Raw genomic sequence first — 12,295 nt, 5'->3', positions numbered from 1 at the left:
TCCGCTCAACGGCGGGGCTTTTCTTTCTGGCAAGCCTAGCGGATCGCCCGGCCATCCGCGTCAAAACGGTGCATATGCGCCGCGTCCGGCGACGCGAAAACGATCTCGTCTGGCTCATAGGCATGCGCGCCGAAAAGGCGCGCCGTCAGCAGGCCGCACTGCTCGGACTCAAGATAGACGATCGTGTCGGCGCCGAGATGTTCGACATGCACGACCTTGGCCTTCCACGTTCCGCTGTCGCGCGAGAGCGTCAGGTGCTCCGGCCGCACGCCGACGGTCTTTGCCTGGCCGTCGCCCAGTTTGTCGGCCGGAATGAAATTCATCATCGGCGAACCGATGAAGCCGGCGACGAAGAGATTGGCCGGCCGGTTGTAGAGCTCCATCGGCGAACCGATCTGCTCGATCGCGCCGGCGTTCAGCACGACGATCTTGTCGGCAAGCGTCATCGCCTCGACCTGGTCGTGGGTGACGTAGATCATCGTCGCCTTCAGCTGACGATGCAGCTTGGCAATCTCCAGGCGCGTCTGGACACGCAGCGCCGCATCGAGGTTCGACAGCGGTTCGTCGAAAAGGAAAAGTTCCGGTTCGCGCACGATCGCGCGGCCGATTGCGACGCGCTGGCGCTGACCGCCGGACAACTCAGCCGGGCGGCGCGCCAGATAGGGTTCGAGCGACAGCATCGCCGAGGCCTTGCCGACGCGGGTCTCAATCTCGCCCCTCGGTGTTCCAGCCTGCTTGAGGCCGAGGCCCATGTTGTCCTTTACCGTGAGGTGCGGATAGAGCGCGTAAGACTGGAAGACCATAGCGATGCCGCGCTTTGCGGGCGGCGTCAGCGTTTCGTCCTTGCCATTGATGAGGACGGCACCGGACGTGACATCCTCGAGGCCTGCGATGCTACGCAGCAGGGTCGATTTTCCGCAGCCGGACGGACCGACGAAAATTACGAACTCGCCGTCACGCACCTCTAGGTCGATGCCCTTCAGCACTTCATGCGTGCCGTAAGCCTTACGGATGGATTTGAGTTGAAGCGATCCCACTACTCATATTCCTCTTATAGTTTGACCGGTTGGCCGGTGCGCACGCTCTCGTCGGCGGCAAGGCAAATCCGCAGCGACGCCACGGCATCGCTCATATGACGGGTGAGGTCCAGATCTTCGCGGATGGCCTTCAGCATGAAGGCCTGCTCCAGATCGCAGAGGTCCTGATGGCCGGGCTCGCCCGCCATCGTCATGTCCTGATCCGGCCTGATGAACTTGCCCTCCGGTCCCGTCTCGGCACTGTGCAAACGGATCACGGAGGTTTTAGTGTGCGTATCGATATCGTCGGACTTGGCATTCGGATCCATGACGATCGAGACCGCCCCCTTCGGCGACATGACATCCTTCACGAAGAAGGCCGTTTCCGAAATCATCGGACCCCAGCCGGCCTCGTACCAGCCGACGGAACTGTCTTCGAATATCACCTGCAGATGGCCGTAGTTGTACATGTCCGGCGCGATCTCGTCCGAGAGGCGAAGCCCCATGCCGCGCACCTCCACTGGCTTCGCGTCGGTGATCTGGCACATGACGTCGACGTAATGCACGCCGCAATCGACGATCGGCGACGTCGTCTGCATGAGCGACTTGTGGGTTGCCCAGGTCGGGCCGCTGGATTGCTGATTGAGGTTCATGCGGAAGACATACGGTCCGCCAAGTTTCCGCGCTTCCTCAATCAGCTTCGTCCAGGATGGATGGTGGCGAAGGATGTAACCGATCACCAGCTTCCGCCCGGCCTTCTTCGCCGCCGCGACGACACGCTCGGCGTCGGCGACGGTGGTCGCCAGCGGCTTTTCCACGAAGACATCGCAACCGGCCTCGAATGCCGCGACGGCATAGTCGGCATGGCTGTCGGAATAGGTGCAGATGGAGCAGAGATCGGGCTTCAGTTCGGCAAGCGCCTTCTTGAAGTCGGGCAGGATCTCGTAGCCGGAAAGCTCAGGCGCCAGTACCGGCTTCGAACGATTGACGAGACCGACGATCTCGAAGCCGGGATTGTTGTGATAGGCGAGCGCATGGCTGCGCCCCATATTGCCCAGCCCGGCGACGAGAACGCGGATCGGCTTTTCGGATGAACTCACTTGACGGCTCCCGAAGTGATGCCGCGGATCAATTGCCGCGAGAAGATGACATAGAGGACGAGGACCGGCAGGATCGCCAGCGAAAGGGCCGCCAGCACCGCGTTCCAGTTGGTCACGAACTGGCCGATGAAGATCTGCGAGCCGAGCGTGACCGTCTTCGTCGCTTCGCTCGGGGCGAGGATCAGCGGGAACCAGAGGTCGTTCCAGATCGGGATCATGGTGAAGACCGCAACCGTCGCCATCGCCGGCCGCACGAGCGGCAGCACCAGACGGAAGAAGATCGCGTATTCCGACAGCCCGTCGATCCGCCCGGCATTCTTGAGGTCGTCGGAAACGGTCCGCATGAATTCCGAAAGGATGAAGATCGCAAGCGGAATGCCTTGCGCCGTATAGACCAGGATGAGCGCGGTCAGCGTGTTGACGAGGCCGGCCGCGACCATCCCCTGCAGGATGGCAACGGTACCAAGGCGGATAGGGATCATGATGCCGATCGCGAGATAGAGCCCCATCATAAGGTTGCCGCGGAAACGGTATTCCGAGAGCGCGAAGGCCGCCATTGCGCCGAACAGAAGCACGAAGAAGATCGAGGCGACGGTGACGATCACGCTGTTCTGGAAGTAGGTGGCAAAGTCACCCTGCCCCAGCACTGTCTGGTAGCCGATGAGGCTGAAGGAGGTGGGCGTCGGCACCGTAAGCGGCGCCCGGAAGATCGAGTTCCTGTCCTTGAAGGAATTGATGATCGTCAGGAATACCGGGAAGAGCGCTACCAGCGTGTAGGCGATCAGCGCCAGATGCACGAAGCCGGAGCGGACGAGAGATGTGCGTGCCTTGGACATGGCCGTCCTCCCCTCAGAACTGGTAGCGGCGGATGCGCCGCTGGATGACGAAGAGATAGAGCGAAACGCCCGCGAGGATGATCAGGAACATCACCGTCGCCACGGTCGCGCCCATGGAGCGGTCGCCAAGCTGCAACTGGAAACCGAAGAAGGTGCGGTAGAGCAGCGTTCCCAGAATGTCGGTCGACATATCCGGCCCGGCGAGCGCGCCCTGCACGGTATAGACCAAGTCGAACGCGTTGAAATTACCGACGAAGGTCAGGATCGAGATGATGCCGATTGCCGGCAGCACGAGCGGCAGCTTGATCTTCCAGAACTGGCTCCAGCCAGTGATGCCGTCGCATTCGGCGGCCTCGATGACTTCTTCCGGAATGTTGAGGAGCGCCGCATAGATCAGCATCATCGGAATGCCGACATATTGCCAGACCGAGATCAGCGACACGGCGATCAGTGCGCTGCCCGGCCTTCCGAGCCAGGGCGCGAAGAGCGACTTCATGCCGACCAGATCCATCATCCAGGGTGCGACACCCCAGATCGGCGAGAGGATCAGCTTCCAGATGAAGCCGACGATGACGAAGGAAAGCAGCGTCGGCAGGAAGATCGCTGTCCGGTAGAAGGTCACGAAGCGCAGCTTTGGAATGGAAAGCATGGCCGCGAGCGCAACGCCGATCGGATTCTGCACGCACATATGGATGATGAAGAAGATGACGTTGTTCTTCAGCGCGTTCCAGAAGTCGTGCGCCCACCGCGCATCGCCCAACAGAACCTTGTAATTTGCGAAACCGACGAATGCGGGCTGGCCGTCGACGATATTGTAGAAGGACAGCCGAAGCGTCTCGATCAGCGGCAGGATCATCACGGCCGTATAAACGAGGAAGGCCGGCAGCAGGAAAACGAGAATGTGCCAGCGGGCGAGCCGCTTGATCGGAGCCACATCGATGGCGGCGTTTTCGGCTTCGTTCATGGCTTTTGCCTGTTCTTGTTGGCCGTCGAGGCACGGCGCAGGTGGAAATAGGGATGGCAACGAAGAAAACCGCTCATCCGCCCTGCCGGGCGCCTCTTCGCTACGAGCGAACCGCCATGCCTCCGGCATGACGAGACCCCTTCTGGCCTGCCGGTCATCTTCCCCACAAGGGGGAAGATGACGCGCGGCACGATCCCCTCCCCGCCAAACCGCGCATCGGCGGCCGGCTAAGCCCCGCCCCTTGTGGGGAGGGGTTGGGGAGGGATTTTCCTTTCACTTCGCCGGCTTGTACCAGCTGTCGAGGCCCTTCTGCAGCTTCTCGGCAGCAGCCTGCGGCGTGTCGGTACCGTTGACGACGTTGGCGGATTCAACCCAGGTCTCATTCTCCAGGTTAGGCGTACCGCGCGACAGGATCTGGTAGGTCGAGCGGATCGTCGGCTTGCACTTCTCGCGCCAGGAGACGAATTCCTGGGCCAACGGGTCGTTCATCTTTACCGGCGTCGAGTTCAGGCTGAAGAAGCCCGGCAGCGAGTTGGCATAGATGTCGGCGAATTCCGGCGAGGCAACCCAGCTGAGGAACTTCTTGGCTTCCTCGGAATGGGTGCTCTTGGGGTTCAGGCCGATGCCGATGTCGTTGTGGTCGGAGATGTAGCAGGTGTCGCCGGCGTTCTTAACCGGCGGCGGGAAGGCGCCCATCTTGAACTGAGCCTGCGTGTTGAACAGGCCGATTTCCCACGAGCCGGCCGGATAGATGGCGGCGCGGCCGAGCGTGAAGAGGTTCTGGCTGTCGGCATAGGTCTGTGCCTCGAAGCCGTCACCGAGATAGTCCTTCCACTTGGCGAGAGTTTCGTAAGGCTCTACCCAAGGCTTATCCGTCAGCTTCTGCTCACCCTTGATGAGGGCTGCGCGACCGTCCTCGCCCTTCCAATAGTTCGGGCCAATGTTCTGGTAGCCCATGGTTGCGGCTTCCCAGAGATCCTTCGTGCCCATGGCCATCGGGATGTAGGTGCCGTCAGCCTTGATCTTGTCGAGGGCTGCGAAGAATTCGGCTTCCGTCGTCGGGATTGCGATACCGAGCTTGTCGAAGGCGTCCTTGTTGTAGATGAAGCCGTGGATAACCGAGGCCATAGGCACGCAGAAGGTGGTCTTGCCGTCGTCGGTCGTCCAGGCGGACTTTGCAACGGCCGAGAAGTTCTCCATGCCCGGGAGATCGTTCAAGCTCGCCAGGTGCCCGTTGTCAAACACTGCGAGTGAGGGGTCGAACGGACGGCAGGTGATCAGGTCGCCAGCGGAGCCGGCGTCGAGCTTGGCATTGAGTGCGGCGTTGTATTCCGTCGGCGCGGTCGGCGAGAACACAATCTTGATACCCGGGTTCTTCGCCTCGAAGGCCGGGATGATCTTTTCCTGCCAGATCTGCAGGTCGTCGTTACGCCAGCTTTCAACCGTCAGCGTGACGTCGGCGGCATAGGCAAAGCCGGCAGACGTGAGCAGGCTGGAGGCAAGCAGCAGGCTTTTCAGAGCAGTGTTCTTCATTTCCCTCTCCTGTCTAAGCGCCGTGGGCGCTATCTTTGGTTCTGAAACAAGCAGTTGGTGTGCCTGAGGATACACCTCAACACTCCGTGAGGGCCGCCATATACTGCCGGCCCCGAAAGCTCGACGGACGCGGAAAGCGATGGCGCCTCCGGCCGGTGCGCCCTCCGGTACGCTCAACCGGGCGCGATAAACTCGCAAGGAATAGCTGGCTGATCTCCCATGGCGCTCGCACTGAAGCGACATCGCGACGCGACCGTTTAAAGACAGCGACTGATGCTTGGCGCCGTTCTATCTGCCTCTACTTGCTGTTCCCTATCCGGAATTAAGGCCAAAAAAATACCAATTGTCCAGCCGAATTTAACTTTTGAGGCCAATAAATTTCCTGTGAAAATTTTTTCGTTGAAAATCAGCATGATACAAAGATGAGGATTTTGAAAACCAATTCTGCTTGGTAAATGGTATTTTTTTGGTATTGTAACAAAAAGCCAAGCGAATGCGGCATTCGGAGGTTAGATGACGGGGCTTGCAATCGGCATAGACGGAGGCGGATCAAGCTGCCGTGCTGCGGTTGCCGACAGAGTGGGCAATATTCTGGGTCGCGGCAATGCCGGACCTGCCAATATCCTTTCCGATCTGGAAAGCTCGCTGATCAATATCGTCGAATCAGCGCGTGAGGCTTTGCGGGCGGCAGGCCTTTCTGCCGACACCCTTTCCAAAGTCTCAGCCGTCGTCGGTGTCGCCGGAGCCAATGTGGGAGACTATGGCGTGCGTATCGAGCGAGCCCTGCCCTTTGCGGACGGCCATGTCGTGACGGATGCTCTGATCGCGCTTCAGGGCGCGCTTGGAGATTCCGATGGCGTCATCGGCGCCTTCGGCACCGGCTCGGTCTATAATGCTCGCCGCGACGGCAAGCTCCATGGCATCGGCGGCTGGGGCTTCATCATTGGCGATCAGGCAAGCGGCGCGCGTCTCGGCCGCGACCTCATGGAAAAGTCCCTGCTCGCCTACGATGGCGTGCGCCCGTCTTCACCTCTGACAGCAAGGATATTGGCTGAATACGGCGACGATCCTGAACGCCTCGTCGAATTCGCCCACGTTTCGAAACCGAAGGACTTCGCACGCTATGCGCCGCTGGTCTTCGACTACGCCGCGCAGGGCGATGAGATCGCGGCCGGTATCGTCAAGGCCGCGGCCGCGGCAATCGGCGAAAACCTGGACGCGCTGCTGTGGCCGGAATGTCCGGCAATCTGCCTGCTCGGCGGCCTCGCCAAGGCTTATGAACCGTGGCTTTCAGAGCGACATAAAGCGCTGCTCGCACAGCCGAAGGGCGACGTCCTCCGGGGCGCAGTCGACCTTGCAGTCAAGCGCCTGAACGCTGCAAAGAGAGGCGCCGCATGACCGACGACCTCGCGACCATCCTGTCGCCCGAGCGCCTGCAGGCCGGCGGGACCGGCCCTCTCTATGTAAAGCTGCGCCGCACTCTGGAAGACGCCATGCGCACCGGCGCCCTCGGCCACGGCGACGCCCTGCCGCCGGAACGCGATATCGCAGAATTCGCCGCCGTGAGCCGCGTCACGGTTCGCAAGGCGATCGACGATCTTGTCGCCGATGGCCTGCTGGTCCGTCGCCACGGCTCCGGCACCTTCGTGGCCAAGCCGGTTTCGAAGGTCGAACAGCGGCTTTCGCAGCTCACGTCCTTCACCGAGGACATGGCCCGGCGCGGCATGACGGCGCGTTCCGAATGGCTGCATAAGGGCATCCATACCCCCTCGCCCGACGAAATGATGATTCTCGGCCTCGCCACCGACATCAAGGTCTCGCGTCTCTCGCGCCTTCGCATCGCCGACGATCAGCCGCTGGCGATCGAGCATGCGAGCGTCTCCGGCGAATTCCTGCCTGATCCATCCGTGGTGACAACGTCGCTCTATGCCGAACTCGAACGTCGCGGCGTCCGCCCGGTGCGCGCCGTGCAACGCATCTCCGCCACGAACATGAAGGAGGCAGACGCGCATCTCCTCGGCGTTCCTGTCGGGGCCGCCGGCCTTTCGATCGAGCGTATCTCCTATGTCGGCTCCGGCCGGGCGATCGAATTCACCCGCTCGCTCTACCGCGGCGACGCCTATGATTTCGTGGCTGAGCTTACTATCGGGGCCAGTTGACGGCTACCAGAGCCGGGCAATCCAGCGTTGATCGGTGGAAAGCCCGTCGAAAACCGTGTCCGCCGAAATCAGCGGAAGTCCGTTCGCCATGGCCGTGGCGGCAATCAGCCGGTCGAAAGGATCACGATGCGCCCAGTCCATCGTTGATGCCTTCAGGCAAACGTCTGGCGTCAATGCAACGGTTCGTCCGCCCTGCCGCTCAAGCAGCTCCGCCAGGCCATGAATGTATGGCTGCATCTCGGGCCATTTGCCAAGCCGCACCTTCTGGCCGATCTCGAACAATGAAATGGGGCTGACCAGAACGGCATCCGCTTGCTGGATCACAGTGACGGCCCTCGCCGTCAACCGCGAGTCGGCCGTCAGGGACCATGCCCACGCGTGCGTGTCGAGCAGAACCGCGTTCAATTCGCGCCTTCCCAGTTCGCCAGATCGTCCTCATCCATCGGCTCGAAGAAGTCGGGCGCGCTCCCGCCGACCTGCCCCTTCAGAATTCCGATCGTGAAGGAATTCTGCGGGATGGGTGTAAGCTTGACGACGGGCTTCTGCCCCTTGGCAATGACAACCTCCTCACCTGAAAGCGCAGCGTCGATCAGTTTCGAGAGATTTGTCTTGGCTGCGTGAACCGTCACTTTCATGGCCACCTCGTTAGCTAACTTAGCTATGTTAGCATAGGAATATCGCCTTTGCCAGATCAGCCACCATGATACTCAGTTGCGGAAAATCCAGTTGCCGCAAAAGCATAAGGGCGGAAAGTGAAGCACTTTCCGCCCTTCTTGATTCAATCTCTGAACTGGCCGTCGACGATCAAGCCGCGTCGTCGATTTCCTCGTCCACCTTGCGCGGCACGTAGTTCAGCACTGGCCCGAGCCAGCGCTCCACTTCGGCAATCGTCATGCCCTTGCGCGCGGCATAGTCCTCGACCTGATCGCGCTCCACCTTCGCTACGCCGAAATAGTAGCTGTCGGGGTGGCCGATGTAGAGGCCGGAGACAGATGAGCCGGGCCACATGGCGTAGCTCTCCGTGAGTGTCACGCCGGCCGCCCTTTGGGCATCGAGCAGGCGGAAGAGCGTCGCCTTCTCCGTGTGGTCGGGCTGCGCCGGATACCCGGGTGCTGGGCGAATTCCGGCATACTCCTCGGTGATGAGCTGCGCGTTGGTCAGGTTCTCATCCTTCGCGTAGCCCCAGAATTCCTTGCGGACCCGTTCGTGCATGCGCTCGGCGAAGGCCTCGGCGAAGCGGTCGGCAATCGCCTTGACCAAAATCGACGAGTAGTCGTCATTCGCCCGCTCGAAGCGCTCTGCAATCGCGACTTCCTCGATGCCCGCCGTCACAACGAAGCCACCGACATAGTCCTGGACGCCGCTCGAAACCGGCGCCACGAAATCCGACAGCGCCACGTTCGGCCGGCCGTCGCGCTTCGAAAGCTGCTGGCGGAGCGTATAGAAGGTCGCGAGTTCCTCCCTGCGGGCCTCGTCCGCGAACAGACGAATGTCGTCGCCGACGCTGCCTGCCGGCCAAAAGCCGATGACGGCACGCGGGCGGAACCACTTTTCGTCGATCACCTTCTTGAGCATCGCCTGCGCATCGGCCCAGAGAGCGCGTGCCGCCGCGCCCTGCTTCTCGTCGTCGAGAATGGCAGGGTAACGGCCGCGTAGCTCCCAGGTCTGGAAGAACGGCGTCCAGTCGATGTAGCGGGCGATATCCGCCAGATCATAATCCTCAAACACCTTGGTGCCGATGAACTGCGGCCTGGTCGGCTTGTAGGAGGCCCAATCCACCTGATGGGCATTCTCGCGGGCACGCGGGAGCGGCAGGCGAACCTTTTCAGCTTCGCTGCGCGCATGCGCGGCGGCAACCTTGGCATATTCGCCGCGGATGCCGTCGATATAGGTCTGACGCGTATCCGGAGACAGCAAGGACGAGACGACGCCAACGGCGCGGCTCGCATCCGTAACATAGACCGTCTGGCCCTTGTGATATCCTGGATGGATCTTCACCGCGGTATGAACACGGCTGGTGGTCGCGCCGCCGATCAGAAGCGGGATATCGAAGCCCTCACGCTCCATTTCGGCAGCCACGTGCACCATCTCGTCGAGCGACGGCGTGATCAGACCCGAGAGACCGATGACATCGACCTTCTCCTGCACGGCCGTCTCGAGGATCTTCGTCGCCGGCACCATGACGCCGAGATCGATGATCTCGTAGTTGTTGCAGGCAAGTACGACACCGACGATGTTCTTGCCGATATCGTGCACGTCGCCCTTGACGGTCGCCATCAGGATCTTGCCGGCAGACTTCCTCTCGTCGCCGCCGTTCAGCCGCTTCTCTTCTTCCATGTAGGGTAGCAGCACGGCGACCGCCTGCTTCATGACGCGCGCCGACTTGACGACCTGCGGCAGGAACATCTTGCCGGAACCGAAAAGATCGCCGACGACGTTCATGCCGGCCATCAAGGGGCCCTCGATGACGTGCAGCGGGCGCTCGGCCTGCTGGCGGGCTTCTTCGGTATCCGCCTCGATATATTCGGTGATGCCGAGGACCAGCGCATGTTCCAGACGCTTCTCGACCGTCCATTCACGCCAGGAAAGATCCTGGGCTTTCGCCTCCTTCGTGCCGGCACCGCGGAAGCGCTCGGCGACCGCGAGCAGGCGCTCGGTTCCATCTGGACGGCGGTTCAGGACGACGTCTTCGCAGGCCTCGCGCAGCTCCGGATCGATGTTATCGTAGACGGCAAGCTGGCCGGCGTTGACAATGCCCATGTCCATACCCGCCTGGATGGCGTGGTAGAGGAACACGGCATGCATCGCCTCGCGCACCGGCTCATTGCCGCGGAACGAGAACGACAGGTTGGAAACGCCGCCGGAAATATGAACGAGCGGCATACGCTGGCGGATCGTCCGCGTCGCCTCGATGAAGTCGACGCCGTAGTTGTTGTGCTCCTCGATACCGGTCGCGACTGCGAAGATGTTCGGATCGAAGATAATGTCTTCCGGCGGAAAGCCTGCCTCCTCGGTCAAAAGCTTATAGGCACGGGTGCAGATTTCCACCTTGCGCTCGTAAGAGTCGGCCTGCCCTGTCTCGTCGAAGGCCATGACGACGACGGCCGCGCCGTAGCGGTGCAGCAACTGCGCGTGAGCAAGGAATGTCTCCTCGCCTTCCTTCAGCGAGATCGAGTTGACGATCGGCTTGCCCTGCACGCACTTGAGACCTGATTCGATGATCGAGAACTTCGAACTATCGATCATGACAGGCACCCGCGCGATATCCGGCTCGGCGGCAATCAGATGCAGGAACTCGACCATCGCCTTTTCGGAGTCGATCAGCCCCTCGTCCATGTTGATGTCGATGATCTGCGCGCCGTTTTCGACCTGGTCGCGGGCAACATCGAGCGCCGCCGTGAAATCGGCGTTGGTGATCAGCTTGCGGAAGCGAGCCGAACCGGTGACATTGGTGCGCTCACCGACGTTGACGAAGGGAATGTCCTTGGTCAGTTCGAAAGGCTCGAGCCCCGACAGCGACATGAACGGCCGATGCTCCGGAATCGGGCGCGGCTTGTACTTGGCAACGGTCTCGGCGATCGCGCGGATATGCTCCGGCGTCGAGCCGCAGCAGCCGCCAACGATATTAACCAGACCTTCGCGCGCAAAGCTGTCGATCTGCGCCGCCATCAGTTCCGGTGTTTCGTCGTACTGGCCGAACTCGTTCGGCAGGCCGGCGTTCGGATAGGCGCAGATGAAGGCATCGGCGACACCCGAAAGCTCCTGCAGATGCGGGCGCATCGCATTGGCGCCGAGCGCGCAGTTGAGGCCGATCGTGAACGGGTTTGCGTGGCGGACCGAATTCCAGAAAGCCGACGGCGTCTGGCCGGAAAGCGTGCGGCCGGAAAGGTCGGTGATCGTGCCCGAGATCATCACCGGCAGGCGGATGCCCTTGGCCGCGAAACGCTCCTCGCACGCGAAGATCGCGGCCTTGGCATTCAGCGTATCGAAGATCGTTTCGATGAGGATGATATCCGCGCCGCCGTCGATCAGGCCATCGATCTGCTCGCCGTAGGCAATGCGAAGCTCGTCGAAGCTGACGGCCCGGAAACCCGGATTGTTGACATCAGGCGAAATCGACGCCGTGCGGTTGGTCGGGCCGATCGCGCCCGCCACGAAGCGGCGGCGGCCATCCTCGCGCTCGGCGCGAATTGCCGCGCGCCGCACGATCTCGGCACCGTCCTTGTTGAGGTTGTAGACCTCGCCTTCCATCTGGTAGTCGGCCTGCGCGATGCGGGTCGAGGAAAAGGTATTCGTTTCCAGAATATCCGCGCCGGCCTTGGCGTATTTGTAATGGATTTCCTCAAGCGCATCTGGCTGCGACAGGATCAAAAGGTCGTTGTTGCCCTTCTGGTGACAGGCGCAGCCGATGAAGCGCTCGCCGCGGAACTGGTCTTCATTATAGCCGAGTCCTTGGATCTGCGTGCCCATGGCGCCGTCAAGAACGAGGATTCGCTCGCTTGCGGCTTTCCGCAAAGCTGCAAAGATTTCATTGCCGTCGCGTTTTGCCCCTTGGGGACCAAAGAGATTATTGAACACGGGCGGACTCCTTGACAGTCGTTTAAAGGCCAGAGCGACCAATCACATAAAGATATGTTTATGTCAATATATGCTTTGACTTTGTGATGGTTCGCGAGGCGGGGTGACA

The 12,295-nt window shown here is 61.1% G+C and carries 10 protein-coding genes; 2 read left to right on the top strand and 8 right to left on the bottom strand.

The window, feature by feature from the left end; all coding sequences use genetic code 11:
- Positions 1 to 35 precede the first annotated feature (35 nt).
- The 5 genes from HGP14_RS14855 to HGP14_RS14835 all read right to left on the bottom strand — a co-directional run bounded on the left by HGP14_RS14855 (position 36) and on the right by HGP14_RS14835 (position 5,449).
- Positions 36 to 1,037, bottom strand: a complete 1,002-nt coding sequence (locus HGP14_RS14855) for an ABC transporter ATP-binding protein (RefSeq protein WP_168830633.1) — start codon at positions 1,035 to 1,037, stop codon at positions 36 to 38.
- Positions 1,038 to 1,051: 14 nt separating this feature from the next.
- Positions 1,052 to 2,116 carry a Gfo/Idh/MocA family protein gene (locus HGP14_RS14850; protein WP_168830632.1) on the bottom strand — a complete coding sequence of 355 codons (1,065 nt, stop codon included), beginning with the start codon at positions 2,114 to 2,116 and terminating at the stop codon, positions 1,052 to 1,054.
- Positions 2,113 to 2,952 (bottom strand): carbohydrate ABC transporter permease, encoded by an 840-nt coding sequence (locus HGP14_RS14845; RefSeq protein WP_168830631.1) that lies wholly within the window; start codon positions 2,950 to 2,952, stop codon positions 2,113 to 2,115. The genes HGP14_RS14850 and HGP14_RS14845 overlap by 4 nt, the downstream gene beginning before the upstream one ends.
- 13 nt (positions 2,953 to 2,965) lie before the next feature.
- Positions 2,966 to 3,916, bottom strand: a complete 951-nt coding sequence (locus tag HGP14_RS14840) for a carbohydrate ABC transporter permease (RefSeq protein WP_168830630.1) — start codon at positions 3,914 to 3,916, stop codon at positions 2,966 to 2,968.
- 273 nt (positions 3,917 to 4,189) lie between these two features.
- On the bottom strand, positions 4,190 to 5,449 hold the full coding sequence (locus HGP14_RS14835; protein ID WP_168830629.1) for an ABC transporter substrate-binding protein: 1,260 nt from the start codon (positions 5,447 to 5,449) through the stop codon (positions 4,190 to 4,192).
- Positions 5,450 to 5,962: 513 nt separating this feature from the next.
- Here HGP14_RS14835 and HGP14_RS14830 point away from each other — a divergent pair.
- The gene (locus HGP14_RS14830; RefSeq protein WP_168830628.1) at positions 5,963 to 6,847 is read left to right on the top strand and encodes a BadF/BadG/BcrA/BcrD ATPase family protein; all 885 of its coding nucleotides are present in this window, start codon (positions 5,963 to 5,965) and stop codon (positions 6,845 to 6,847) included.
- The gene (locus HGP14_RS14825; RefSeq protein WP_168830627.1) at positions 6,844 to 7,608 is read left to right on the top strand and encodes a GntR family transcriptional regulator; all 765 of its coding nucleotides are present in this window, start codon (positions 6,844 to 6,846) and stop codon (positions 7,606 to 7,608) included. The genes HGP14_RS14830 and HGP14_RS14825 overlap by 4 nt, the downstream gene beginning before the upstream one ends.
- Positions 7,609 to 7,611: 3 nt before the next feature.
- Here the strand turns inward: HGP14_RS14825 and HGP14_RS14820 are convergent, their stop codons facing one another.
- The 3 genes from HGP14_RS14820 to metH all read right to left on the bottom strand — a co-directional run bounded on the left by HGP14_RS14820 (position 7,612) and on the right by metH (position 12,186).
- Positions 7,612 to 8,013, bottom strand: a complete 402-nt coding sequence (locus HGP14_RS14820; RefSeq protein WP_168830626.1) for a type II toxin-antitoxin system VapC family toxin — start codon at positions 8,011 to 8,013, stop codon at positions 7,612 to 7,614.
- On the bottom strand, positions 8,010 to 8,243 hold the full coding sequence (locus HGP14_RS14815; protein ID WP_168830625.1) for a type II toxin-antitoxin system Phd/YefM family antitoxin: 234 nt from the start codon (positions 8,241 to 8,243) through the stop codon (positions 8,010 to 8,012). The genes HGP14_RS14820 and HGP14_RS14815 overlap by 4 nt, the downstream gene beginning before the upstream one ends.
- A 169-nt stretch (positions 8,244 to 8,412) precedes the next feature.
- Entirely contained in the window at positions 8,413 to 12,186 is a 3,774-nt protein-coding gene (metH, locus tag HGP14_RS14810) for a methionine synthase (protein ID WP_168830624.1), read from the bottom strand.
- Positions 12,187 to 12,295 lie beyond the last annotated feature (109 nt).

Source organism: Rhizobium sp. P32RR-XVIII (assembly GCF_012641395.1).
Lineage (GTDB): Bacteria > Pseudomonadota > Alphaproteobacteria > Rhizobiales > Rhizobiaceae > Rhizobium.
Note: the sequence above shows the minus strand (reverse complement) of the source record. Positions and strands in the feature narration are given on the sequence as shown.